This window comes from Streptomyces sp. NPDC093260 (assembly GCF_040683715.1).
GTDB lineage: Bacteria > Actinomycetota > Actinomycetes > Streptomycetales > Streptomycetaceae > Streptomyces > Streptomyces sennicomposti.
The window spans coordinates 370,959-395,552 of record NZ_JBFBEK010000002.1 but is presented as its reverse complement, the minus strand read 5'-3'; the positions used below and the strand labels follow the sequence as shown (position 1 = coordinate 395,552).

Annotated in this window: 26 protein-coding genes and 1 riboswitch; of the genes, 13 read left to right on the top strand and 13 right to left on the bottom strand. The window is 70.6% G+C overall.

Translation table 11 applies throughout. The features are described 5' to 3' along the window. The first annotated feature begins 182 nt into the window (after positions 1–182). Positions 183–1,031 carry a hypothetical protein gene (locus tag AB0N63_RS03970; protein ID WP_365523676.1) on the top strand — a complete coding sequence of 283 codons (849 nt, stop codon included), beginning with the start codon at positions 183–185 and terminating at the stop codon, positions 1,029–1,031. Between the two features lie 283 nt (positions 1,032–1,314). Here the strand turns inward: AB0N63_RS03970 and thiC are convergent, their stop codons facing one another. Beyond that, complete coding sequence (gene thiC / locus AB0N63_RS03965; RefSeq protein ID WP_365523674.1) at positions 1,315–3,138, bottom strand: phosphomethylpyrimidine synthase ThiC; 1,824 nt, start codon at positions 3,136–3,138, stop codon at positions 1,315–1,317. Beyond that, positions 3,131–3,307, bottom strand: a riboswitch (TPP riboswitch). Its footprint overlaps the gene before it by 8 nt. A 71-nt stretch (positions 3,308–3,378) precedes the next feature. Between thiC and AB0N63_RS03960 the strand changes: the two genes are divergently transcribed. Continuing rightward, positions 3,379–4,782 carry a YibE/F family protein gene (locus tag AB0N63_RS03960; protein WP_365523672.1) on the top strand — a complete coding sequence of 468 codons (1,404 nt, stop codon included), beginning with the start codon at positions 3,379–3,381 and terminating at the stop codon, positions 4,780–4,782. Between the two features lie 117 nt (positions 4,783–4,899). Here the strand turns inward: AB0N63_RS03960 and AB0N63_RS03955 are convergent, their stop codons facing one another. The 4 genes from AB0N63_RS03955 to AB0N63_RS03940 all read right to left on the bottom strand — a co-directional run bounded on the left by AB0N63_RS03955 (position 4,900) and on the right by AB0N63_RS03940 (position 7,202). Beyond that, on the bottom strand, positions 4,900–5,337 hold the full coding sequence (locus AB0N63_RS03955; protein WP_365523670.1) for an SsgA family sporulation/cell division regulator: 438 nt from the start codon (positions 5,335–5,337) through the stop codon (positions 4,900–4,902). 98 nt (positions 5,338–5,435) lie between these two features. Further along, complete coding sequence (locus tag AB0N63_RS03950; protein WP_365523668.1) at positions 5,436–6,230, bottom strand: helix-turn-helix domain-containing protein; 795 nt, start codon at positions 6,228–6,230, stop codon at positions 5,436–5,438. Between the two features lie 302 nt (positions 6,231–6,532). After that, on the bottom strand, positions 6,533–6,739 hold the full coding sequence (locus tag AB0N63_RS03945; protein ID WP_365523665.1) for a DUF5326 family protein: 207 nt from the start codon (positions 6,737–6,739) through the stop codon (positions 6,533–6,535). Positions 6,740–6,884: 145 nt separating this feature from the next. Continuing rightward, positions 6,885–7,202, bottom strand: a complete 318-nt coding sequence (locus AB0N63_RS03940; protein WP_365523663.1) for a cupin domain-containing protein — start codon at positions 7,200–7,202, stop codon at positions 6,885–6,887. A gap of 47 nt (positions 7,203–7,249) precedes the next feature. On the opposite strand from AB0N63_RS03940, the gene AB0N63_RS03935 reads away from it, so the two are divergent. The 5 genes from AB0N63_RS03935 (at position 7,250) to AB0N63_RS03915 (ending at position 11,758) form a co-directional block, all read left to right on the top strand. Next, complete coding sequence (locus AB0N63_RS03935; RefSeq protein ID WP_365523661.1) at positions 7,250–7,627, top strand: phage holin family protein; 378 nt, start codon at positions 7,250–7,252, stop codon at positions 7,625–7,627. Positions 7,628–7,725: 98 nt separating this feature from the next. Further along, entirely contained in the window at positions 7,726–8,922 is a 1,197-nt protein-coding gene (locus tag AB0N63_RS03930; protein WP_365523659.1) for a cystathionine gamma-lyase, read from the top strand. 293 nt (positions 8,923–9,215) lie between these two features. Further along, on the top strand, positions 9,216–10,121 hold the full coding sequence (locus AB0N63_RS03925; RefSeq protein ID WP_365523656.1) for a LysR family transcriptional regulator: 906 nt from the start codon (positions 9,216–9,218) through the stop codon (positions 10,119–10,121). 86 nt (positions 10,122–10,207) lie between these two features. After that, positions 10,208–10,690, top strand: a complete 483-nt coding sequence (locus AB0N63_RS03920; protein ID WP_009189537.1) for an NUDIX hydrolase — start codon at positions 10,208–10,210, stop codon at positions 10,688–10,690. Between the two features lie 201 nt (positions 10,691–10,891). Continuing rightward, positions 10,892–11,758, top strand: coding sequence for a GNAT family N-acetyltransferase (locus AB0N63_RS03915; protein WP_365523653.1), 867 nt, complete (start codon positions 10,892–10,894; stop codon positions 11,756–11,758). Positions 11,759–11,830: 72 nt separating this feature from the next. On the opposite strand, the gene AB0N63_RS03910 is transcribed toward AB0N63_RS03915, so the two are convergent. Both AB0N63_RS03910 and AB0N63_RS03905 read right to left on the bottom strand, forming a co-directional pair. Next, positions 11,831–12,253: a heme-binding protein gene (locus AB0N63_RS03910; protein WP_365523651.1), complete on the bottom strand. Its 423-nt coding sequence runs from the start codon at positions 12,251–12,253 to the stop codon at positions 11,831–11,833. A gap of 192 nt (positions 12,254–12,445) precedes the next feature. Next, entirely contained in the window at positions 12,446–13,654 is a 1,209-nt protein-coding gene (locus AB0N63_RS03905; RefSeq protein ID WP_365523649.1) for an MFS transporter, read from the bottom strand. A gap of 138 nt (positions 13,655–13,792) precedes the next feature. Here AB0N63_RS03905 and AB0N63_RS03900 point away from each other — a divergent pair, with 138 nt between their 5' ends. Continuing rightward, positions 13,793–14,257 carry a MarR family transcriptional regulator gene (locus AB0N63_RS03900; protein WP_365523646.1) on the top strand — a complete coding sequence of 155 codons (465 nt, stop codon included), beginning with the start codon at positions 13,793–13,795 and terminating at the stop codon, positions 14,255–14,257. 39 nt (positions 14,258–14,296) lie between these two features. Next, positions 14,297–14,749 (top strand): GNAT family N-acetyltransferase, encoded by a 453-nt coding sequence (locus AB0N63_RS03895; RefSeq protein ID WP_365523644.1) that lies wholly within the window; start codon positions 14,297–14,299, stop codon positions 14,747–14,749. Positions 14,750–14,820: 71 nt separating this feature from the next. Here AB0N63_RS03895 and AB0N63_RS03890 read toward each other — a convergent pair whose 3' ends face one another. Then, the gene (locus AB0N63_RS03890; protein WP_365523641.1) at positions 14,821–16,206 is read right to left on the bottom strand and encodes a serine hydrolase domain-containing protein; all 1,386 of its coding nucleotides are present in this window, start codon (positions 16,204–16,206) and stop codon (positions 14,821–14,823) included. A 94-nt stretch (positions 16,207–16,300) separates the two neighbouring features. Continuing rightward, on the bottom strand, positions 16,301–17,779 hold the full coding sequence (dnaB, locus tag AB0N63_RS03885) for a replicative DNA helicase (protein WP_365523639.1): 1,479 nt from the start codon (positions 17,777–17,779) through the stop codon (positions 16,301–16,303). Positions 17,780–18,238: 459 nt separating this feature from the next. Between dnaB and AB0N63_RS03880 the strand changes: the two genes are divergently transcribed. Next, positions 18,239–19,576, top strand: a complete 1,338-nt coding sequence (locus tag AB0N63_RS03880) for an MATE family efflux transporter (protein ID WP_365523636.1) — start codon at positions 18,239–18,241, stop codon at positions 19,574–19,576. Positions 19,577–19,696: 120 nt separating this feature from the next. Here the strand turns inward: AB0N63_RS03880 and rplI are convergent, their stop codons facing one another. From rplI to rpsF, 4 genes are all read right to left on the bottom strand, one after another. Further along, positions 19,697–20,143 carry a 50S ribosomal protein L9 gene (rplI, locus tag AB0N63_RS03875; RefSeq protein WP_009189554.1) on the bottom strand — a complete coding sequence of 149 codons (447 nt, stop codon included), beginning with the start codon at positions 20,141–20,143 and terminating at the stop codon, positions 19,697–19,699. A gap of 17 nt (positions 20,144–20,160) precedes the next feature. Beyond that, positions 20,161–20,397 (bottom strand): 30S ribosomal protein S18, encoded by a 237-nt coding sequence (gene rpsR, locus AB0N63_RS03870; protein WP_003949403.1) that lies wholly within the window; start codon positions 20,395–20,397, stop codon positions 20,161–20,163. Positions 20,398–20,478: 81 nt separating this feature from the next. Next, the gene (locus tag AB0N63_RS03865) at positions 20,479–21,060 is read right to left on the bottom strand and encodes a single-stranded DNA-binding protein (protein ID WP_365523634.1); all 582 of its coding nucleotides are present in this window, start codon (positions 21,058–21,060) and stop codon (positions 20,479–20,481) included. A gap of 73 nt (positions 21,061–21,133) precedes the next feature. Further along, a complete protein-coding gene (rpsF, locus tag AB0N63_RS03860) occupies positions 21,134–21,424 on the bottom strand; it encodes a 30S ribosomal protein S6 (RefSeq protein ID WP_289939642.1) in 291 nt (96 codons plus the stop codon). Between the two features lie 288 nt (positions 21,425–21,712). On the opposite strand from rpsF, the gene AB0N63_RS03855 reads away from it, so the two are divergent. The 3 genes from AB0N63_RS03855 (at position 21,713) to AB0N63_RS03845 (ending at position 24,501) form a co-directional block, all read left to right on the top strand. Beyond that, entirely contained in the window at positions 21,713–22,033 is a 321-nt protein-coding gene (locus AB0N63_RS03855) for a hypothetical protein (RefSeq protein ID WP_365523631.1), read from the top strand. 210 nt (positions 22,034–22,243) lie between these two features. After that, positions 22,244–23,365 (top strand): peptidoglycan bridge formation glycyltransferase FemX, encoded by a 1,122-nt coding sequence (femX, locus tag AB0N63_RS03850; RefSeq protein WP_009189558.1) that lies wholly within the window; start codon positions 22,244–22,246, stop codon positions 23,363–23,365. A 104-nt stretch (positions 23,366–23,469) separates the two neighbouring features. Next, the gene (locus AB0N63_RS03845) at positions 23,470–24,501 is read left to right on the top strand and encodes an alanine racemase (RefSeq protein WP_365523628.1); all 1,032 of its coding nucleotides are present in this window, start codon (positions 23,470–23,472) and stop codon (positions 24,499–24,501) included. The last annotated feature ends 93 nt before the right edge of the window (positions 24,502–24,594 follow it).

The following is a 24,594-nucleotide window of genomic DNA, read 5'->3' as shown; positions in this document are numbered from 1 at the left end:
GCGTTCACCGCGTCCTCGCCACGGGCGTGCCGACCGGGCCGGTCGGCACGCAATTTGTGGAAACCCCCTGTCACCGCGCGCCGTCGCGGCTCTACCATCGGCTTATCCGTAGCAGGCTCCCCTCCGTTTCTGCCCGACGGCTCGTCGCCATGCGAGCCCCCAGCCCTACGGAGCATCGGGGGATGCACATGAACAGCGTTCCGCAGTACCTGCTGAGCGAGGATCGCCAGGAATTCGAGCGGATCCTCGATGAGGCGCTGCGCTCCGCCCCACACCGCCCGGAACTCTCCACCATCGGAAAGCGGCTCACCACCGAACAACTGCGCACCATGGCGCTCGCCGCGACGGCCCTGATCACGTCCGCCGCCGCGACCGAGTACCAGCACTACGTGAAGATCCGCGACGAACTGCGCCGTCCGGCGCCCGCCGCCTCGCCCGTACTGGACACCGCTGCGTCCGAGGCGGGCGCGGTGGCGGCTGCGGCCGGGACCGCCGCGGAGACGGCCGGGGCGGGTGCGGGCGCCGTCGTCGCGGTGCTCGCACCGGTCCTCGCGGGGATCGCGGCGACCGTTTTCCTGCTCGTCGGCTATCTGTTGAAGATGCTCGATCCGGCGCCCGCGTTCGCCCAGACGATGATCACCGCCGGCTGGGTGTTCGGCGCGGTGACCGCGGTCGCGATCGTCGTCGCCGGCGCCGGGCTGCTGCTCGCCGCCCTGCGCAACCGGTCCTCGACCGAGTACGGCGCCTACGGCGGTCTGCCGGAGGAGGTCGGCCAGGCGAGGGAGGCGTGGCGCGAGGCCCTGCTCGAACGCGGCATCGTGCCGTTCCTGCGCGAGGCGCTGGCCGATCCCGGCGCCGCGTCCCGGCCCCGTCCGGCCCCCGCGACGCCGGGCGACCGTATTCCGCAACTCGGGTACGGCCGCCCGGGGTTCAGCAGCCCCGACGACGGCGCCCCGACGGCCCGGCCGCGCTTCTCCAGCCCCGACTTCACCAGCCCGGACTTCGGCGGACCGGAACACCGGCCGGAGTAGCCGCCCGGCCTCCGGACGGCTACGCGCCGGCATGGCCCGCGGACGGGCCGGGGCGAGGCGAAGCCGGGCCCGGTGAAGCCCACGGCCCCGACGGGCCGAGAGGCCCGGGTACCGCCCCGCCCCGCACCGGATCGCGCCCGGCGCGGGGGCTTTGGTGTGCGGTCGTGGACGGCGCCACCGTCTGGGGCGGTGCCTGCGCCCGCCCGAAGCGGCCGGAGGCTTCACACCGGCTCGAGGCCCCGCACCGTCCGGCGCGACCGGGCGGAGGCCCCGCGCCCGCCTGTCACTCGGCCAGCGGCAGATACACCCGGTTACCGCTCGCGGCGAACTCCTTCGACTTCTGCAGCATGCCCTCGGCGATCTCGTCCGCGGAGGCGCCCTCCGCCGCCTTGCCGCCGAACCGCTCCGTGATGCTCTGGCTGATCTTCATCGAGCAGAACTTCGGCCCGCACATCGAGCAGAAGTGCGCCGTCTTGGCCGGCTCCGCCGGGAGCGTCTCGTCGTGGAACTCCCTTGCCGTGTCCGGGTCGAGGGCCAGATTGAACTGGTCCTCCCACCGGAACTCGAAGCGGGCGTCGGACAGCGCGTCGTCCCACTCCTGCGCACCCGGGTGCCCCTTGGCGAGGTCCGCCGCGTGCGCGGCGATCTTGTAGGTGATCACGCCGGTCTTGACGTCGTCCCGGTCGGGCAGGCCCAGATGCTCCTTGGGCGTGACGTAGCAGAGCATCGCCGTGCCCCACCAGGCGATCATCGCGGCGCCGATGCCCGAGGTGATGTGGTCGTAGGCGGGAGCGATGTCCGTGGTCAGCGGGCCGAGCGTGTAGAACGGCGCCTCCTCGCAGATCTCCTGCTGGAGGTCGATGTTCTCCTTGATCTTGTGCATCGGGACGTGTCCCGGCCCCTCGATCATGGTCTGCACATCGTGCCGCTTCGCGATCCGGTTGAGTTCGCCGAGCGTCCGCAGCTCCGCGAACTGCGCCTCGTCATTGGCGTCCGCGATCGACCCCGGCCTGAGACCGTCCCCGAGCGAGTACGTGACGTCGTAGGCGGCGAGGATCTCGCAGAGTTCCTCGAAGTTCTCGTACAGGAACGACTCCTTGTGGTGCGCGAGGCACCATGCCGCCATGATCGAGCCGCCGCGCGAGACGATGCCGGTCTTCCGGTTCGCCGTCAGCGGCACGTACGCCAGCCGCACACCGGCGTGGACCGTCATGTAGTCCACCCCCTGCTCGGCCTGCTCGATGACCGTGTCCTTGTAGATCTCCCAGGTCAGTTCCTCGGCCCGTCCGTCGACCTTCTCCAGCGCTTGGTAGAGCGGCACCGTCCCGATGGGCACGGGGGAGTTGCGCAGCACCCACTCGCGGGTGGTGTGGATGTTGCGGCCGGTGGAGAGGTCCATGACCGTGTCGGCGCCCCAGCGGGTCGCCCAGGTCATCTTCTCGACCTCCTCCTCGATGGAGGAGGTCACCGCGGAGTTGCCGATATTGGCGTTGACCTTCACCAGGAACCGCTTGCCGATGATCATCGGCTCGATCTCCGGGTGGTTGACGTTGGCCGGCAGCACCGCGCGGCCCGCCGCGATCTCGTCGCGGACGACCTCGGGGTCGACGTTCTCACGGACCGCCACGAACTCCATCTCGGGCGTGATCTCCCCGCGCCGCGCATAGGCGAGCTGGGTCACCGCGGCGCCGTCCCGGCCCCGGCGGGGCTGGCGCGGGCGGCCCGGGAACACCGCGTCGAGGTTGCGCAGACCGCCGCGCGGCGAGGTGTGCTTGATCCCGTCGTCCTCGGGACGGACGGGACGGCCCGCGTACTCCTCGGTGTCGCCGCGGGCGATGATCCAGTTCTCCCGCAGCGGCGGCAGCCCCCTGCGGACATCGGTCTCGACGAGTGGATCGGTGTACGGGCCCGAGGTGTCGTACAGCGTGACAGACTTCCCGTTGGTCAGGTGCACCTGACGGACCGGTACGCGCAGGCCGACGCGCGAGCCCTCGACATACGCCTTGTGCCATCCGATGGACTTCCCGGCCTCCTCACGGGAAGCGGTCTGCTCCCCGTCGCTGGTCAGCTGCGTCGAGGCAGGCGTGCGTGCGTCCTTGTTGGTCATGAGACCTACTCCCTACGCCGGCATTACCCGGTAACAGGTTCGGCGGTCGACGCAGCGGTTCCCGTCCGGCAGGTTTCACGTGAAACACCGTTGGTTCCACGTGAAACACCGCGAAGACGAAGGTCAGCGCCCTCTCAGCCCGGTGCTCCGAGCTCCCGCGTGTGCAAAGGTGCCTCCACGCTAGCGTCATGTGTGGCGCGGTGAACAGTGGGCCCCGGCCGTTCTTGCGATGATCAGGCGGTGACCCCGACACAGCAGCTGCCCCATCCGCCGCCCGAACCAGGGCGCGGAGCCGCCGGCGAGAACGGCCATGAGCATGGCTCCGGGCTGGGCCACGGGCACCCACACAGCCACAGTCACGGCCCGGCGGCTCCTGTCTCGAAGCACTTGCGCAAGGTCATCGCCGCGGTCCTGATCCCGTTCGCCGCGGCGGTGCTCATCGGTCTCGCCGTCCTCTGGCCCGGCGGCGCTCCCTCGCACCAGCGCACCGGCGTGGGCTTCGACCGGCAGACCCAGCAGGCCACGGTCACCCAGGTGGTCGCGGTGAGCTGCAAGGCGGTGAACGCCTCCGGGGACGCCCCGACCGGCAACACCTCCACCGCCGAGGGCGCCTCCGCGCAGGCGCAGGCGACCGGCTCCTGCAAGAAGGCCACGATCCGCGTCGACACCGGAAACGACAAGGGCCGTACGTTCACCGAGATCGTGCAGCCGGACCAGTCACGCCAGCTGCACCAGGGCGAGAAGGTGGTGGTCGCCTACGAGCCTTCCGCGCCCCGCGAGTTGCAGTACTCGGTCACCGACGTCAACCGGCGTTTCCCGATGGCGCTGCTCGCGGGAATCTTCGCGCTCGCCGTCGTGGTCGTCGGGCGGCTACGGGGCGTCATGGCGCTGGTCGCCCTGGCCATCAGCTTCCTGGTGCTGAGCCTGTTCATCCTGCCCGCGATCCTGCAGGGCTCGAACCCGCTGATCGTGGCCGTGGTCGGGTCGAGCGCCATCATGCTGATCGCCCTGTACATGTGCCACGGTCTGTCCGCCCGGACCTCGGTGGCGGTGCTCGGCACCCTGATCTCGCTGGTGCTGATCGGTCTGCTGGGCTCGCTGTTCGTCGGCTGGGCCGCGCTCACCGGCAACACGGACGACAACACCGGCCTGATCCATGGCCTGTATCCGTCCATCGACATGAGCGGTCTGCTGCTCGCCGGCGTCATCATCGGCTCGCTCGGCGTCCTCGACGATGTGACGGTAACCCAGACATCGGCGGTCTGGGAGCTGCACGAGGCCAATCCGTCGATGGGCTGGCGCGGACTGTACCGGGCGGGCATCCGCATCGGTCGCGACCACATCGCGTCCGTGGTCAACACCCTCGTCCTCGCCTACGCGGGCGCCGCACTGCCGCTGCTGCTGCTCTTCTCCATCGCGCAGAGCAGCGTGGGAACCGTCGCCAACAGCGAACTGGTGGCCGAGGAGATCGTCCGGACGCTGGTGGGCTCGATCGGCCTGGTCGCCTCGGTGCCGGTCACCACGGCACTCGCCGCGCTCGTGGTCTCGGCGGACCGCCCGGGGCCTGCCGGTACCAGGGCCACGGCTGCCGCAGGTGTGCCGGCTCCGGCGCGGGGTGGCCGGGGCAGGCGCCGCAAGCGCTGACCGGGTGCCGGGGAGCGTGTCACACCGCGTCGTCGGCATGCGACGACTGGGAAAGCCCGCGCGCGGCGCGCATGGTGGTGTGTCGTGCCGCCGTCCGCGCCCCGCTGCCGAAGCGCTTCAGCCCGCGCTCTGCTCCTCCGCGAGGATGCGGTCCAGAGCCTCGTCGAGATGGGCGTCGAAGTCGGCGAGCGCACCTTCCTGGCCCAGAGGCACCAGCTTGTCCGTACGGTCCAGGAACGCCACGAGCGGTGCCGTGGAGGAGCGGAACAGCGCCCGGTCCGCACCGACCTGAAGCCGGATCAGGACCTCACTCAGGGCGTCACTGTCGGCGGGCGAGATCCTGACGTCGCCGTCCCCGCACGGCGCTCCCACCCCATCGATCAGCAGCTCCCGGCCGAAGGCCCAGGTCACCGGGGCGTCACCGGGCAGATGGAAGGTCAGCCGCACGGCATAGGGATCGCAGGTCTCATACCGCAGTTCCACAGGGATGCGGAAGGAGAGCTCCTCGGACACGAGAAAGCTCATCATGACCTCTGCCTGTACGGACTCGCGCATTGCTACCCCGTCATCTGCCGTCGACTGGCCGGGACTCATCCAAGTGACACTTGAGGCATCTTGCTGAACGTACACGCCGCATCACAAGGAGTGAGTTTTCAGATACTGATAGCGAGCGCGAGTGAGCCGACACTGCACCCCACCTCGTGCTGCAACTGCCGTGCCCCGAGGGCCAGTCGGTCGGCCTGGTGTGCGGGGAGCGACAGCGCCACCGTGCAGGCCGTGGCCCCCACGGTGATGGGGACCGCCGCGCAGACCGTGCCCAGCGCGTACTCCTGCCGCTCCGTCACCGGCTCCATGCGTCCTACCCGTTCGAGCCGGCGGAGAAGCGTGCGCGCGTCACGCACCGTGTACGGGGTGAGGGACCGCACGGGATGGCGGGCGAGGTGGTCGCGGCGGGCTTCCTCGTCCAACTGGGACAGCAGGCACTGCCCGAGCGCGTGCGCGTGCCCGGTCTCCCGGAAGTCGGCCCACTCCTCGGCGGCGGGACAGGCCGGGGCGTCGGACACGGACAGGACGTCGATCTCGCCGTCCCGGTACATCGCGTAGTACACCGGCGCGCCGATCGAATCCCGCCATCGTCCGAGCGTGTCGGCGATCGTGCTGCGACGTTTCTGCGCGGCTCCGCTGCTGCTCAGCCGCTCGGCCGCCTCACCGAGGAAGAACAACCCCTTGTCGCGGTACAGATAGCCCTCATGGACCAGAGTGCGTAGCAGGTGGTAGGCGGTGGGCAGGGCCAGTCCCGTCTCGCGCGCGAGCTGTTTGGCGGTGGCCCCGTGCTCGTGCGCCGCGACGCTCTCCAGCAGGCGCATCGCGCGCTGGACCGAACCGATGAGGGTCTGCGCCGAACGGGCCGGCGGCTGTTCCGGCACTCGGGGGCGGGCGCGGTCCACCGCGGTTGCGGAGCGTGGCTGCGCGGGGAGCGCCACGGAGCGGGACGCCGTCCCGAGGGCGGGTGGTACGGGCCGTTCTGCGGGTGTGGTGTCAACCGTGGCCAAGGGTCACTCCCAGAGCGCGTGGGGGCAGCCCGTGCGGGGAAACACGGGTGGGGGGCGGGCCGCCCGCGGGGGCCGGCCCCCGCGTCGATCTCCGGACCTTATCCGCCTGCCACCGCTCAGGGGCGGCTTGCCCCGGAAACTTCCCTCCCGCGAGGGAACCGGTGCGCCGCGTTACCGGTCACCGGTCCCCGGGGCGCTCACCAGTCGCTGCGCGAACTCGACGTGAACTTCCGCACGATGTAGATCAGCCCACCGACCAGGGCCACGCAGATCAGCAGCTTGAACAGCAGGCCGATCACGAAGCCGACGACGCTCGCTATGAGCCCGCCGAACACGACCAGGGCGATGAGCGGCACCGCGACCCACTTCACCCACCACGGCAGCCCCGCGAAGATCTCTCGCATTGCCCTCGTCCCTACCTCTCGCCCGCGCTGCGCCGGGCCCGTCGATGTCCTGCACTCGATGCTAGGGCCGGTGGAGGGTCCGGCGGGGGTCCCGCATCCCTTGTCTCCCCCTGACCGGTCCCCTAGGGAACCCTGAGACGGCGCCTCAGGCCTCCGGGGGAGAGAACACCACCAGGACCCGCAGGTCCTCGCTGATGTGGTGGAACTTGTGGGCGACCCCGGCCGGCACGTACACCACGCTGCCGCGCGCCACGTCGGTCGTCTCCAGGCCCACGGTGATCGAGCCGCGGCCGCTGACGACGAAGTACACCTCGTCCTGGCCGTGCGGCTGCTGCGGGTCGTGCTCGCCCGCGTCGAGGGCGTACAGCCCGACCGACATGTTCCGCTCCCGCAGGAACTGAAGGTAGGCGCCCTCGTTGGCGGCTCGCTCCGCCTCCAGTTCGTCCAGCCGGAATGCCTTCATCGCCTCGCCCGTGTCCGTAGTCGATCTCGTCTGTCACGATCAGACACATGAAGAATTTCGTAGTCAAGACGATCGCCAACGCGGGTGCCCTGGCGGTCGCCGTCTGGCTGCTCGACAAGATCACGCTGACCGGTGACAGCACCGCGAAGAAGGCCGGCACGCTGATCGTGGTCGCCCTTGTCTTCGGGCTGGTGAACTTCCTGGTCAAGCCGGTGCTGAAGGTGCTGACCTTCCCGCTGTTCATCCTCACGCTCGGTCTGATCACCCTCGTGGTCAACGCACTCATGCTGCTGCTGACCTCCTGGGTGTGCGGCAAGCTCCAGCTCAGCTTCCATGTCGACGGCTTCTGGACCGCCGTCCTCGGCGGCCTCATCGTCTCGGTCGTCTCCTGGGCGCTGCACATGGTCCTGCCGGACGAGGACTGAGCGGCCCGGCCCGGCGGGCGCGGCCGGCGGACTCTGAGAGGGTGGGAGCGGCGGACTCGGTTCGTCCGGCAACGACAGCACGCGAAGGGACAGGCGGCATGAACGATTCCGCTGCGGACGGCACGAACAGCACCGGGCGGGACGCCGGACTGCCGGTGGGCGGGCTCCCGGTGGACTCCGGCGACGGCACCCGTGCGGTGCGGGCCGGGCTCCCCGAGCCGGTCAAGCACGAGCCGACGCTTCCCGGACCCGTCTTCGCCGCCCACTTCCACCTGCCGGGCGACCCGACGGGCCCTTACACCTACGGACGGGACGAGAACCCGACCTGGACGCTGCTCGAACGCGCCATCGGCGAGCTGGAGGCGCCCGGGCAGGAGGACGTGCGGACGCTGGTGTTCGCCTCCGGCATGGCGGCCATCTCCTCGGTGCTCTTCTCCCAGCTGCGCGCCGGCGACGCCGTGGTCCTCCCCGACGACGGCTACCAGGCGCTCCCCCTGGCACGCGCCCAGCTGGAGGCCTTCGGCATCGAGGTGCGCACCGCACCGACCGGCGGGGACGCGCAGCTCGACGTGCTGGACGGGGCCCGGCTGCTGTGGATCGAGTCCCCGTCCAACCCGGGGCTCGACGTGTGCGACATCCGGCGGCTGGTCGAGGCCGCCCATGCGCAGGGCGCCCTGGTCGCCGTCGACAACACCCTCGCGACACCGCTGGGGCAACGTCCGCTGGAGCTCGGCGCGGACTTCGCGGTGGCCAGCGGCACCAAGCAGCTCACCGGGCACGGCGACGTCCTGCTCGGCTACGTCGTCGGCCGCGACGGCGAGGCTATGGCGGCCGTACGGCGCTGGCGCAAGATCGTCGGCGCGATCCCGGGTCCCATGGAGGCCTGGCTGGCACACCGTTCGATCGCCACCCTGCACCTGCGCGTCGACCGGCAGAACGCCTCGGCCCTGGCCCTCGCCGAGGCGCTGCGCGGGCGTCCGGAGGTGTCCGGGCTGCGGTACCCGGGGCTCGCCGACGACCCCTCGCACAAGATCGCCTCGCAGCAGATGCGGCGCTACGGCTGCGTGGTGTCCTTCACGCTGCCCACGCGCGCGCGTGCCGAGCGCTTCCTTCAGGCGCTGCGGCTCGTGGACGACGCGACCAGCTTCGGCGGAGTGCGTTCGACGGCCGAGCGGCGCGGGCGCTGGGGCGGGGACGCGGTGCCGGAGGGCTTCGTGCGGTTCTCCGTCGGCGCCGAGGACCCGGCGGACCTGGTGGCGGACGTGCTGCGGGCATTGGACGAGTCGGCGGGCTGACGGCCTCGGGGAGCCGACGTCCTCGGCATGCTGCGGGCGTCCTCGGCATGGTGCGGGCGCTGACCGCCTGCGCGCGGCCGGCCGGTGTCCGGACATGCTCGGCGGGCGGTCCGAGCCTCCCCCCTCGTGGCTCGAACCGCCTTCGGTTCCACCGGTGAAGAACCGTGCGTACCAGGCTAGTTGACGCTTTATCAGTGTCCAATCACGGTAGCGACAGAGACCTATCGACATATTTATAGTTGGGTGCGGCCTGCGGATGGGGAGCACGGGACGCCACGAGGGGAGGGCGTGCTTTGGATCTGGCGTTGCTGCGTACGTTCGTGACCGTGCACCGGGCAGGCTCCTTCACCCGGGCGGCGGCGCTGCTCGGCCTGTCCCAGCCGGCCGTCACCTCGCAGATCCGCACACTGGAGCGCCAGCTGGGCCGCCCCCTGTTCCTGCGCCAGGCGCGCGGGGTCACCCCGACGACCATCGGCGACGAACTCGCCCACAAGGCCGCTCCACACCTCGATGCCCTGGTGGAGATCACCGAGTCGGGTCTGGACGACGAGTCCTCCTTACGCACGCTGCACCTGGCGGGTCCCCCCGAGTTCACCGCGGAACGGGCGCTGCCCGCACTGACCGAACTGGCCGGAGAGGACAGGCGGGGCTTCGCGCTGCGCGCCTCCTTCGGGACCGCCGAGGAGGTGCTGGACGGGTTGTCCGCGGGGCACCACGATCTCGCCATCGGCACCGCCCGGCCGCGTGGTGGACTGCTCACAGCCGCCCCGCTCTGCGACGAGGAGCACGTCCTGGTCGCGGCCCCACGCTGGGCCGAGGAAACGGGACCCGTGCAGACGGGAACGAAGGGCATGGCCGCGTTGAAGGACGTCCCCGTGGTCGAGGTCCACGAGTCGCTTCCGTTCGTGTTCCGCTACTGGGCCTCTGTCTTCGACTCCCGACCGACCGCGGCCGGTGCCGTGGTCGTGCCCGATCTGCGCGCGGTGCTCGCCTGTGCCGTGGCCGGGGCGGGACTCGCCGTGCTGCCCCGCTACCTGTGCGCCACCGCCCTAGCACGAAGGGACGTGGTGGCCCTCCATGACCCGGTGGTACCGCCGCTGCGGACGTACTTCCTGGTGGTGCGCGCCGGAACACTGGCGATGCCGCATATCGCGCGGGCACACGAGTGGCTGCTGCGGGCGGCCTCCCGGTGGTGCTGAGGCGTTCCGGCCGGCAGCACCGGACGAACCGGGGAGGTGATGCTCCGCGATGTTTCACGTGGAACAAGCTGGGCCACATTTCTCCCATGACCGTCCGACCCGTGGTCAAGCGCACCGCACGCGCCGTTCTCCTCGACGGTGACGACCTGATCCTGATCAAGCGCACCAAGCCCGGTGTCGATCCCTACTGGGTCACCCCCGGCGGCGGAGTCGAACCCGGGGACACGACCGTCGTCGACGCCCTGCACCGGGAGGTGCACGAGGAACTCGGGGCCAAGATCAGCGACGTGGTGCCCTGCTTCGTGGACACCGTGGAGCACATCGGCGCGGATGCCGCCACGACCGGTGTGAAGGTGCAGCACTTCTTCGTCTGCCGCTTGGAGTCGATGGACCCCTCGCTGCGCCACGGCCCCGAGGTGGAGGAGCCCGCCGGGGAGTACGAGATCGTGCGCGTTCCGTTCACCCGCGTCGGCATCGCCTCCGTCCATCTCGTACCGCTGTCGCTGCGGCACTATCTGGACGGAAACATCGAGGGCGTTCTGGCCCTGCACGCCCCGGATCTCGGCTGACGGCCCAACCGCTGCGCGCCTGCGCCACAGCCGGGGCCCTCACCGTACGCCGCCGCCGGCGCGGAGCACCCGGCGGGTTTCACGTGAAACACCCGGTGCCCGTCGGTGGGCTGTACAGCAGGCCACAGCATGACCAAAAGCACGTACGTCTCTGGGGAAACGGGTGGACGCCGACGGCCCCCGTCGGACAGCCTGACCTGCGTGTCGACTCCTTCCGCCGCCGCCCTGCCCATCCGCCGCCTGACGCTCCGGGATCTCGCCGCCTGCGCAGACCTGTCCGAGAACCGGGGGTGGCAGCGCGAGGAACACAAATGGGGCCTCCTTCTGACCGCCGGGAAGGCCTACGGCATCGACGACCCCGACGGAGGCCTCGTGGCCAGCTGTGTGGTCACCGAGTACGGCACACACGGCCGCCCTGACCTGGGTGCCATCGGCATGGTCCTGGTCGCCGAACGCCACGCCCGGCAGGGCATCGGCCGCCGTCTGATGCGGCACGTCGTCTCCCTGATGGGCCCCACGCCGCTGACCCTGCATGCGACGCCGAACGGGCGCCCGCTCTACGAAGAGCTGGGCTTCAAGGTCACCGGCCGGGCCGAGATGGTGGTCGGCCGCTTCGTCCCCGAGAACACGCCGCCCCTCGTCGCCACCCGGAGGGCCACCGCCGAGGACCTCCACGGCGTGCTCAGGCTGGACGAGGAGGTGTTCGGCGCCGACCGCACCCCGCTCATCACGCGGCTGCCCGCGTTCGCCGACCATCTCCTCGTCGCCGAGGACGGCGGTCGGATCATCGGGTACACGGCCGCCTGGCCCAACATGGACACCCATGTCGTGGGCCCGCTGATCGCCCGGGACACACAGACCGCGAAGGCCCTCGTCGCCGCCGTCGCCGCCCGTACCGACCGTCCGCTGCGCACCGACGTCGACGTGCGCCACGAGGAGCTGCTGGCCTGGATGCGGCAGCGCGGGATGGATTCCGTCTTCTCCAACTCCGTCATGACGTACGGCATCCCGGAGTTGCCAGGGGACTGGACCCGTCGCTTCGCCCCCCTGACCGTGGCGGCGGGCTGAGCGGACCGGAACAGGTGAACGCCGGCCCCGCGGAAGGTTCCGCGGGGCCGGCGTCGTCGTACCGCGGCCTGGTCAGGTGAGGGTCTCGACGGCGGTGACGGCGAAGCCGTGGTCCTGCTCCGGGGCGCCGCCGCCGACTCCGACGGCCCCGATCAGCCGGCCGTCGCGCCGCACGGGGACACCGCCCGCGATGAACAGCAGCGGCCGGTCGAGCGCGGTGGGCAGGGTGTGGAAGGGGGCGCCCGGCTGCACGGCGGCCACGAGGTCAGCGGTGGGGGTGTCGAGCTGCAGGGCCGTGTAGGCCTTGCGGGTGCTGGTCTCCCCGGAGATCAGGACGGCACGGTCGTCCCGGCGGAAGGCGAGCAGGTGCCCGCCCGCGTCCAGCACGGTGACGCTGACCGCGACTCCGGCGGCCTCCGCCGCCTGACGGGCCGCGGCGACGAGCGTCTCGGCGTCCTGGATGGTCAGCGGGGCCACGGCGGTGGTGGTGCTCATCGGGGGGTTCTCCTCAAGGGTGGTGCCACGTGCGTGGGGGTGAGGTGGATCGGTCGGTGGGGGATGGGGACGGGCCGGCCTCGGGGTGAGGCGGACCGGTCGACGGGGGGCCGGTCGGCGCCGGGGGGTGGGGCGACGGTCCCGGACCGGTGCGGGGCCGTCGCGGTCGGCGCCGGAGGTGTGGTGTCCGGGTCAGTGCCGGGCGGTGACCGGCTGTCCGGTCCGCCCGTCGGCGGCGACGACCGTGCTCGGCGCGCTGTCCCGGCGCTCCAGGGCTGCGGAGAGGATCGCGAGGACCAGGGCACCCGCGGCGAGGGCGGCGCCGACCCAGTTGGGCGCCGTGTAGCCGAAGCCGGCCGCGATGACGAGTCCGCCGAGCCACGCGGACAGCGCGTTGCCGAGGTTGAAGGCGCCGATGTTGAGGGCCGAGGCCAGCGTCGGGGCGCCGTGTGCCTGGTCCAGGACCCGCTTCTGCAACGGCGGCACGGTGGCGAAGCCGAGGGCGCCGATCAGGATGATGGTCGCGGCCGCCGCGACCTTGTTGTGCGCGGTGAGGGTGAACAGCGCGAGCACGACGGCCAGGGCGCTCAGGGAGACGTACAGCATGGGCATCAGGGCCCGGTCGGCGAACCGGCCGCCGACGAGGTTCCCGCCGACCATGCCGAGGCCGAAGAGCACCAGCAGCCAGGTGACCGAACCGTCCGAGAAGCCGGTGACGTGGGTCATCATCGGCGCGATGTAGGTGACGGCCGCGAAGACGCCGCCGAAGCCGAGGACGGTCATCGCCATGGCCAGCAGCACCTGGACGTTCTTCAGCGCGGCCAGTTCGTGCCGCAGGTGCACGCCCTCGGGCTTGGGCAGGTCGGGCACCAGCTTGGCGATGCCAGCCAGTCCGAGGACGCCGAGCCCGGCGACGGCGGCGAAGGTGACGCGCCATCCGGCGGACTGCCCGATCAGAGTGCCGAGCGGGACGCCGACGACGTTGGCGACCGTCAGGCCAGTGAACATCATCGCGATGGCGCCGGCCCGCTTGTGTGGTGCGACGAGTTCGGCCGCGACCACGGAGCCGATGCCGAAGAAGGCGCCGTGGGCCAGCGAGGCGACCACGCGGCCGATCAGCATGACCGAGAAGGCGGGGGCCAGCGCCGACAGCAGGTTCCCGGCGACGAACAGTCCCATCAGCAGCATCAGCATCCGCTTGCGGGAGATCTTCGTGCCGAGCAGGGTCATCAGCGGAGCACCGAGCATGACGCCCAGTGCGTAGCCGGTGACGAGGAGACCGGCCGTGGGGATGGAGACCCCGAAGTCGCTCGCGACCTCGGGCAGCAGGCCCATGATCACGAACTCGGTCGTACCGATTCCGAAGGCCCCGATCGCGAGGGCCAGAAGCGCGAGAGGCATGAGGGGGCTACCTTCCCAACGATTGCAGGTGCGCTTTACGTGCTCCGACAATAGTTGCAGACGCGGGCTAAATGCAAGCGCCTTATATTGCATACCTGCTCTATCCTGGAGGCAGCCCCACGGGATGGAGGAACGCCCATGACAGCGACAGACCCCTCGCTCACCGCGCTCGCCCAGGGCTGGTGCGCCCTTTCCCTGCTGCACGGGAGGATCGAGGCCCACATCGAGCGCGCCCTGCAGACGGGGCACGGCCTGAGCGTGCGCGAGTACTCCCTGCTCGACGTGCTCAGCCGACAGCACGACGGCGAGGGCGGGCACCTGCAGATGAAGCAGGTCGCCGACGCGGTCGTCCTCAGCCAGAGCGCCACCACCCGGCTCGTCACCCGCCTCGAGGACCGGAGACTGCTCGAGCGCTATCTGTGCCCCACCGACCGCCGTGGCATCTACACCAACGTCACCGAAGCCGGTCTCGCGCTCCTCGAGGAGGCCCGGCCGACCAACGACGCCGCGCTGCGCGAGGCGCTGGACGAGGCGGCCGGGAATCCGGAGTTGGCGCCCCTTGTCCGGGTCGTGGAGTCGCTGCACGCGCCCGCGCCCGCGTGACACTGCGCGGTGCCGGGCGCCGCGCGTAGGGTGCCGGGCATGGGAGATCTTGAAATACGCGGCGCCGCCACAGACGACGTCCCCGCCATCGTGGGCATGCTCGCTGACGATCCGCTGGGCGCGCAGCGGGAGTCGCCGGACGACCTCGCGCCGTATCTGGCCGCTCTGGAGCGGCTCGCCGCCGACCCGAACCAGCGACTGGTGGTCGCCGTGCGTGAAGGCCGGATCGTCGGCACCCTCCAGCTCACCTTCATCCCGGGTCTGTCACGGCGCGGCGCGACCCGGTCCGTCATCGAGGCCGTGCGCATCCACGCCGACGAGCGCGGCAGCGGCCTGGGCACCCGGCTCATCGAGTGGGCGATCGAGGAATCCCGCCGCGCGGGCTGCCAGTTGGTCCAGCTGACCTCGGACCGGTCGCGCACCGACGCCCACCGCTTCTACGAGCGGCTGGGCTTCGAGGCCTCCCATGTGGGCTTCAAGCTGACCCTCTGACAGCTCCGGGCGACGGGGGCCGTTTCACGTGAAACGCGAACCGGCCCCTCGGGTCATGGAGGCCCCGAGCGCTATCCGATGCCCCGCCAGCCTTCGGGGTCCACGCCGCCGGGCACCGAAGCCCCTTCCTCGTACGGCTGGCGCGTGAACACGAACGACCCGAGGTCCAGGTGGTCCACGGAGCCATCGCCGCGCCGTACGGGCCGCAACCGCTCCCCCGCGTAGTAGCCCTCCAGCCCCGTCCAGGTCCCGTCGCCGTTCGGCCGGAAGCGGGAGCGGCGGCCGTTGCCGGTCAGCGGCTCCAGGGAGACGAGCCCGTCGGCGCCGAGCCGCAGCCCGAAGGCGCTCGTCCCCCAGTACCACTGCCCCACCAGCTCCAGCACCGCCGGATCGACGTCCCGCGCCGGCCTCCAGGGCTCCGGGATGCGCGGCTCGGCCTCGGCGACGATCCGGACGAGATCCGCCCCCACGGCGACCGGGGACACCCCTGAGGTGCAGTTGACCAGCACGATGGCGGCCACGTCGTCCTCCACCGCGATGGTCAGCGAGGCCAGGAAGCCCGGCAGCGAACCCGAATGACCCACGAGCAGCCGCTCGCCCGACCGCCGCAGCTCCAGCCCCAGGCCGTACGCGTACCCGGCCACCACGTCCGCTTCCTGGGGCGGTGCCGCCGGGGAGCGCATCTCCCGCAGCGAAGCGACGCTCAGGACCTGGTCGTCGCCCCGGACGAGGAAGGCCGCGAAGCGGGCCAGGTCCCCGGTGGTGGACCACAGTTGCCCGGCGGGAGCCATCCGGCCGAGGTCCTCGACAGGCTCGGGCAACATCACGTCGGCCCAGGGATGCACCGCCCAGCCACCCGCGTGCGGCGCCTGCGGCCGCCCGCCGGTGCGGTGCAGACCCAGCGGTTCCAGCACCTCCCGCCGCAGGACGTCCTCCCACGGAGCGCCCCGCAGCTTCTCGACCAGCGCGCCCAGCAGGGTGTAGCCGGGATTCGAGTAGTGGAAGCGCCGGCCGACCGGATGCCGCAGCGGCTCCTCGCCGAGCACGTCGGCCAGTTCGGGGCGCAGACTGCCGGGCGTGCGCTCCCACCAGGGCCCGGGGGACTCGGCAGCCAGGCCGGCCGTGTGCGCCAGCAGTTCGGCGATCGTGGCCTGACCGGCACCGGTGCCGGTCAGGTGCTTGTCCAGCGGGTCCCCGAGATCGAGCAGCCCCTCGTCCCGCAGCCGCAATACGAGCACGGCGGTGAAGGTCTTGGTGATCGAGCCGATGCGGTACTGGGTGCTCTCGTCCGGCGCATGCCCGGCTACCGAGGTGCGCGCGCCGTGCCACACCGTCCGCCCGTCCCGCACGACCGCCGCGACGAGCGACGGCGCCCGCCCCTCGCTCTGGGCCACGGCGATCCGGTGCGACAGGGCCCGGCGTGTACCGGGAAGCAACTCGTCCTGAGGTGTCGTCATGCCCTCAGTCCACAGGCTGCCCCGGTGAACGTCGAGCCCATTTCCCCGGGCCACGCCACGAGTCGGACGACGGGGCGGGGACGCGCGGCGCCGATCAGGTCTGGGCCATGTCCACGAAGCGTGAGTAGTGGCCCTGGAAGGCGACCGTGATGGTGGCGGTCGGGCCGTTGCGGTGCTTGGCGACGATCAGGTCGGCCTCGCCCGCCCGGGGCGACTCCTTCTCGTAGGCGTCCTCGCGGTGCAGCAGGATGACCATGTCGGCGTCCTGCTCGATGGAGCCGGACTCACGCAGGTCGGAGACCATGGGCTTCTTGTCGGTGCGCTGCTCGGGGCCACGGTTGAGCTGGGAGAGCGCGATGACCGGGATCTCCAGCTCCTTGGCGAGCAGCTTGAGGTTGCGGGACATGTCCGAGACCTCCTGCTGGCGGCTCTCGGCGCGCTTGGAGCCGCCGGACTGCATCAGCTGGAGGTAGTCGATGACGACCAGCTTCAGGTCGTTGCGCTGCTTGAGCCGACGGCACTTGGCGCGGATCTCCATCATCGACAGGTTCGGGGAGTCGTCGATGTAGAGCGGGGCGGCCGAGACGTCCGGCATCCTGCGGGCCAGCCGGGTCCAGTCCTCGTCGGTCATGGTGCCCGAGCGCATGTGGTGCAGGGCGACCCGGGCCTCCGCGGAGAGCAGGCGCATCGCGATCTCGTTGCGGCCCATCTCCAGCGAGAAGATGACGCTGGGCAGGTTGTGCTTGATCGACGCGGCCCGCGCGAAGTCCAGCGCGAGCGTCGACTTGCCCATCGCGGGGCGCGCCGCGATGACGATCATCTGACCGGGGTGCAGGCCGTTGGTCAGCGAGTCGAAGTCGGTGAACCCGGTGGGCACGCCGGTCATCTCGCCGCTGCGCGAACCGATCGCCTCGATCTCGTCGAGCGCGCCCTCCATGATGTCGCCGAGCGGCAGGTAGTCCTCGCTGGTGCGCTGCTCGGTGACGGCGTAGATCTCGGCCTGTGCGCGGTTGACGATCTCGTCCACGTCGTCGTCGGCCGCGTAGCCCATCTGCGTGATGCGGGTGCCGGCCTCCACCAGGCGGCGCAGCACCGCGCGCTCGTGGACGATCTCCGCGTAGTACGCGGCGTTGGCCGCCGTGGGCACCGTCTGAACGAGCGTGTGCAGGTAGGAGGCGCCGCCCACCTTGTTGATCTCACCGCGCTTGGTCAGTTCGGCGGCGATGGTGATGGGGTCGGCCGGCTCGCCCTTGGCGTAGACGTCGAGGATCGCCTGGTAGATCGTCTCGTGCGCGGGCTTGTAGAAGTCGTGGCCCTTGAGGATCTCCACGACGTCGGCGATGGCGTCCTTGGAGAGCAGCATTCCGCCGAGGACGGACTGCTCCGCGTCGAGGTCCTGCGGAGGGACGCGCTCGAACGACGGGCCCCCGCCGTCCATGAAGCGGTCGTCCCGGTCGCGCTCGTGCTGTTCGTCCCGGCCGCGGCCGCCGTCGGGGCGTCGCCGGGAGGCGGGCAGACGATCGCTGGGGCCGCTGTCGGCCCAGGGGTCGTCCAAGGGCTCGGAAATGCTCACCGAGCCACCTCCTCCCGTCCGCCCTGCGGACCTTCGCCGTGCTTCTCTCTTGTACGCCACGGCACTGACAAATCGAGGCTCCCGACTCCACTTCCGCGCGTCTTTCTGGGACCGTTCGGAAGCCGTGTGGAAGGAGCGGGCGCCGGACCACGGTAGGCCCCCGGGCACCTTCAGCCAATCTGGTTATCCACAGGCCATGTGGACGACGGGCCCGATGCTGTGGAGAACTCGCCAAAACCTGTGCACGACCCGGTGGACAGCGCTGTGAACAAGCCCTCGCGCCTCTTGGAGGTAGCCGTGTGACCTGCGGTGATCCCATCCACGGGCTGTGCAGAAGAAAAACTTTCCCGCTCGGGCAACATTCGCTTCGAACGATGCGCACATGTGCACAACACACGACGACAAGTAAGGATCACAAAGCCTTTGCATCACTTACCTGTGGACGACTAGATTGATCCCATGACACAGGCCCCCGCACGCCGTCCGGCCGCCCGGCGACGACACGACCGGGAGATCGCCGCCCTGGCCGTGCCGGCCTTCGGCGCGCTCGTCGCCGAGCCGCTCTTCGTGATGGCCGACAGCGCGATCGTCGGCCACCTCGGCACCGCGCAACTCGCCGGCCTCGGCATCGCCTCCGCCCTCCTGACCACAGCCGTCAGCGTCTTCGTCTTCCTCGCCTACGCCACCACGGCCGCCGTCGCCCGCCGCGTCGGCGCCGGTGATCTGCAGGCCGCCATCCGGCAGGGCATGGACGGCATCTGGCTGGCGCTGCTGCTCGGGGCCGCCGTCATCGCGATCACCCTGCCCACCGCACCCGCCCTGGTGGACGTCTTCGGAGCGTCCCCCACCGCCGCCCCGTACGCGACGACGTATCTGCGGATCTCCGCTCTCGGCATCCCCGCCATGCTCGTAGTCCTCGCCTCGACCGGAGTCCTGCGCGGACTCCAGGACACGAGGACACCGCTCTACGTCGCCGTCGCGGGCTTCGTCGCCAACGCCGCCCTCAACGCCGGCCTCGTCTATGGTGCCGGACTCGGCATCGCGGGCTCGGCCTGGGGCACCGTGATCGCCCAGTGCGGCATGGCCGCCGTCTACCTCGGCGTGGTCGTCCGCGGCGCCCGCAGGCACGGCGCTTCCTTGCGCCCCGACGCCGCCGGCATCCGAGCCTCCGCCCAAGCGGGCGTTCCGCTCCTCGTCCGTACGCTCTCCCTGCGGGCCATCCTGATGATCGCCACCGCGGTCGCGGCCCGACTCGGTGACGCGGACATCGCGGCGCACCAGATCATCCTGTCCCTGTGGACCCTCCTCGCCTTCGCACTCGACGCCATCGCGATCGCCGGGCAGGCCATCATCGGGCGCTTCCTGGGGGCAGGGGACACCGGGGGCGCCCGGGAGGCCTGCCGACGGATGGTGCAGTGGGGCATCGCGGTCGGTGTGGTCCTCGGCCTGCTGGTGGTCGTGGCCCGACCGGTGTTCCTGCCCCTGTTCACCGCCGACTCCACCGTGAAGGACACCGCTCTGCCCGCGCTGCTGGTGGTGGCGCTGTCCCAGCCGATCTGCGGTGTCGTCTTCGTCCTCGACGGTGTGCTGATGGGCGCGGGCGACGGTCCGTACCTGGCCGGAGCCATGCTGGTCACCCTGGCGGTCTTCGTCCCGGCAGCGCTCCTGGTGCCCGTGTTCGGCGGTGGGCTCACCGCCCTGTGGGGAGCGATGACACTCATGATGACCATCCGCCTGCTGACGCTCTGGCTGCGCACCCGATCGGGCCGCTGGCTGGTGACGGGGGCGACCCGCTGAGCCGCCGTTTCACGTGAAACCGGCTCGCACCGGCTGACCCACGAGAACATGGCCATGAAGAAGGGCCGTACCCGGCGGGGTACGGCCCTTCTCTCAGTTCACGCAACCGAGCGCACGCGATCAGGCCGCGACGACCTCGATGTTGACCTTGGCGGCAACCTCGGGGTGCAGACGCACGGACGTCTCGTGGGCGCCCAGGGTCTTGATCGGCGTACCCAGCTCGATGCGGCGCTTGTCGACCTCGGGACCACCGGCGGCCTTGATCGCCGAAGCGACGTCGGCCGGCGTGACGGAACCGAAGAGACGGCCGGCGTCGCCCGAGCGGACGGCCAGACGGACCTTCACACCCTCGAGCTGGGCCTTGATCTGGTTGGCCTGCTCGATGGTCTGGATCTCGTGGATCTTGCGAGCACGACGGATCTGCTCGACGTCCTTCTCGCCACCCTTGGTCCAGCGGATAGCGAACTTCCGCGGGATCAGGTAGTTGCGAGCGTAGCCGTCCTTGACGTCGACGACGTCGCCGGCGGCACCGAGGCCGGAGACCTCGTGGGTGAGGATGATCTTCATGATTCGGTCACCCTCCCTTAGCGCGCGGTGGACGTGTAGGGCAGCAGCGCCATCTCACGGCTGTTCTTCACGGCCGTGGCGACGTCACGCTGGTGCTGCGTGCAGTTGCCGGTCACGCGGCGGGCACGGATCTTGCCGCGGTCGGAAATGAACTTCCGCAGCATGTTCGTGTCCTTGTAGTCCACGTACGTGACCTTGTCCTTGCAGAAAGCGCAGACCTTCTTCTTAGGCTTGCGCACAGGCGGCTTCGCCATGGTGTTTCTCCTGTGTGATCAAGAAGTGTGGGTACGACCCGCCCTCCGACCCGCCGGGCCCGAAGGACCCGGCACGAAGGCCTAGAAGGGAGGCTCGTCCGAGTAGCCGCCACCGCCGCCGGAGCCACCGCCCCAGCCGCCGCCGCCCTGGTTGCCACCGGCGGGAGCGCCGGTCGCCCACGGGTCGTCGGCCGGAGCGCCGCCGCCCTGCTGGCCGCCACCGGGGCCGCCGCCCCAGCCGCCGCCCTGCTGGCCGCCGCCACCGCCGCCGTAACCGCCCTGGCCACCGCGGGCGCCACCGGCGGTCTTGGTGACCTTCGCCGTGGCGTTGCGCAGGCTGGGGCCGACTTCCTCGACGTCCAGCTCGTAGACCGTGCGCTTGACGCCCTCACGGTCCTCGTAGGACCGCTGCTTCAGCCGGCCCTGCACGATCACGCGCATGCCTCGCTGGAGCGACTCGGCGACGTTCTCCGCCGCCTGACGCCAGACCGAGCAGGTCAGGAACAGGCTCTCGCCGTCCTTCCACTCGTTCGTCTGGCGGTCGAAGGTGCGGGGCGTGGACGCGACGCGGAACTTCGCGACCGCCGCACCGGAGGGGGTGAAGCGCAGCTCGGGGTCGTCGACAAGATTGCCGATGACCGTGATGACGGTCTCGCCTGCCATGGGGAACCTCTCGGCGGGTGTGCTGGCTGCTGGTGCTGCTACTCGAATCCCGAGGCCGGCTGAGCCGAAGGGCTCAGTGGGTCTCGGGGCGAAGGACCTTGGTCCGGAGGACCGACTCGTTCAGGTTCATCTGGCGGTCGAGCTCCTTGACGACCGCAGGCTCGGCCTGCAGGTCGATGACCGAGTAGATGCCCTCGGGCTTCTTCTTGATCTCGTACGCGAGACGACGACGGCCCCAGGTGTCGACCTTCTCGACCTTTCCGCCGCCGTCACGGACGACAGAGAGGAAGTTCTCGATCAGCGGGGAGACAGAGCGCTCCTCGACATCGGGGTCGAGGATGACCATCACCTCGTAGTGACGCATGTGGAACCCACCTCCTTTGGACTCAGCGGCCACGGTCGTTCCGTGGCAGGAGGGTTGTGATGCGTACGCAATCGTGTCTGCCAGTAAAACAGCCGGCACTGACAAGCGGGGTCGGCCGGCGGGATCGCCGGGCTGTCCTGCGCTCCGCCCGGAAGGCAGACACGGGTGCAGACGGTACAGAGTACCCGCACCCGTGCTTCCGGTTGAAATCGGTGCTCCGTTCCCGGCAATCTGGACACCTCGGGTGTGTACGGCGCTACCATGCGCCGCCCTTCGCAGGAGGTGCCCATGGCACAGACGATGCGACCGAACACCGCCGGCAGCGGCCTGCTCGCCACGGACGGCAAGCCCCACCCGCTCCAGGACACCCTGCTCCTGGTCACCCTGGTGGTCGGCCTGACCGCGTTCATCACCGGCCTCACCGCTCCCGGCCTGCATCTGCTCAGCTCCTGGGCCGGTCTGGTGGGCATCCTCACCGGCGCGTACGGCCAGTGGATCTCGGTGACGACACGCCAGCGCTTCGGGCTGATCCTCGGCCTCGGCGCCTCGGCCATCGGCTTCTTCCTCGGCATGTGGCACGGCGGCCCCTTCGGCGGTGTCATCGGCTGACCCGCTCACACCGGACACTCCTCGCACGGGGACGTCCGCCGCACGGCGCGGACGCCCCCGTGGCGAGCGCGCGAAACGCCCCGGCGGGCGACGGGCCGGGACGAAGGTGGTGTGCGGCCAGTCTGCGCGCTCCCCTGGCGCAGTAGGCTTCGGCGCGAGAGCCGGAGCCCCTGAACCCATGGGGACACGCCAGCCCGAGGAGCGCCCCGAATGAGCCTGACCCTGAGGACCATCAGTCGAGAGCAGCATCTGGCCTACATCCAGAGCCTGCCGGCGGCGAGTCACATGCAGGTTCCGGCATGGGCGGACGTGAAGGCTGAGTGGCGCTCGGAGAACCTGGGCTGGTTCGACGACCGCACGGGTCAGATGGTCGGCGCCGGCCTCGTGCTGTACCGGCAGCTCCCCAAGATCAAGCGCTACCTCGCCTATCTGCCCGAGGGCCCGGTCATCAACTGGTTCGCGCCGAACCTGGAGGACTGGATCCAGCCGATGCTGGCGCATCTGAAGCAGCAGGGCGCGTTCTCCGTGAAGATGGGGCCGCCGGTGATCATCCGGCGCTGGAACGCCGAGACCATCAAGCGCGGCATCCAGGACGCGGACGTCAAGCGCCTGCGCGACCTGGAGGCCGACTTCATCGAGCCGCGCGCCTTCGAGGTCGCCGACAAGCTGCGCCGGATGGGCTGGCAGCAGGGCGAGGACGGCGGTGCCGGCTTCGGCGACGTCCAGCCCCGCTACGTCTACCAGGTACCGCTGGCCAACCGGTCCCTGGAAGAGGTCCACAAGAACTTCAACCAGTTGTGGCGCCGCAACATCAAGAAGGCCGAGAAGGCCGGCGTCGAGGTCGTCCAGGGCGGCTACTACGACCTCGAGGAATGGCAGCGGCTGTACGAGATCACGGCCGTGCGCGACCACTTCCGGCCGCGCCCGCTGTCGTACTTCCAGCGCATGTGGTCGGCCCTCAACTCCGAGGACCCGAACCGCATGCGGCTGTACTTCGCCCGGCACAACGGCGTGAACCTGGCCGCGGCGACCATGCTGATCGTCGGCGGGCACGTCTGGTACTCCTACGGCGCCTCCGACAACATCGGCCGCGAGGTGCGGCCCTCGAACGCGATGCAGTGGCGGATGCTGCGCGACGCCTACGCTCTGGGCGCCACCGTGTACGACCTGCGCGGCATCTCGGACTCGCTGGACGAGACCGACCATCTGTTCGGCCTGATCCAGTTCAAGGTCGGCACCGGCGGGCAGGCGGCCGAGTACCTCGGCGAGTGGGACTTCCCGCTCAACAAGCTGCTCCACAAGGCGCTCGACATCTACATGTCGCGGCGCTGACCCCGCGCTCACCGCTTCGACTCCGGCGCGGGCGTCCCCGCCCGCGCCGCACCGCTTCACCCCTCTGACACACCGCAGCCAGGAGAAAGGTTCCAGGTCCGGCCATGGCGCTCACGCTCTACGTCGACACCGCGCGCTGGCGGGCGCACCACAAGCACGTGCAGGAGCAGTTCCCGGGACTCGTCCCGGTCTGCAAGGGCAACGGCTACGGCTTCGGGCACGAACGGCTGGCGGAGGAGGCCACCCGGCTCGGCTCGGACGTCCTCGCCGTCGGCACGACGTACGAGGCCGCACGGATCAAGGACTGGTTCGGCGGTGACCTGCTGGTGCTGACGCCCTACCGGCGCGGCGAGGAGCCCGTGCCGCTGCCCGACCGGGTGATCCGCTCGGTGTCGTCCATCGACGGCGTCTACGGCCTCGTCGGGGCCCGGGTGGTCATCGAGGTGATGTCCTCGATGAAGCGGCACGGCGTCACCGAGCAGGAGCTGCCGCAGCTCCAGGCCGCCATCGAGAACGTTCGCCTGGAGGGCTTCGCCATCCACCTGCCGCTGGACCGCACCGACGGCTCGGACGCCGTCGAGGAGGTCATCGGCTGGATGGACCGGCTGCGCGCGGCCCGGCTGCCGCTGCACACCATGTTCGTCAGCCACCTCAAGGCCGAGGAACTGGTCCGGTTGCAGCAGCAGTTCCCGCAGACCCGCTTCCGCGCCCGGATCGGCACACGGCTGTGGCTGGGCGACCACGACGCCACCGAGTACCGCGGCGCGGTCCTGGACGTCACCCGGGTGGCCAAGGGCGACCGTTTCGGCTACCGGCAGCAGAAGGCCGCCTCGGACGGCTTCCTGGTGGTCGTGGCGGGCGGTACGTCGCACGGGGTGGGCCTGGAGGCCCCCAAGGCGCTGCACGGCGTCATGCCGCGCGCCAAGGGCGTCGCACGGGCCGGCCTGGCCACGGTGAACCGCAACCTGTCGCCGTTCGTCTGGGGCGGCAAGCAGCGCTGGTTCGCCGAGCCGCCGCACATGCAGGTGTCGATCCTCTTCGTGCCCTCCGACGCGCCGGAGCCGAAGGTCGGCGACGAGCTGGTGGCCCATCTGCGGCACACCACGACCCAGTTCGACCGCCTCGTCGACCGCTGAGCGGTCCACCGCCGTCACAGGAACACCGAAGGCCGTACCCGGAACCTGCCGGGTACGGCCTTTCGTTCGGTCCCGCGCGTCCTGAGCCCCGGC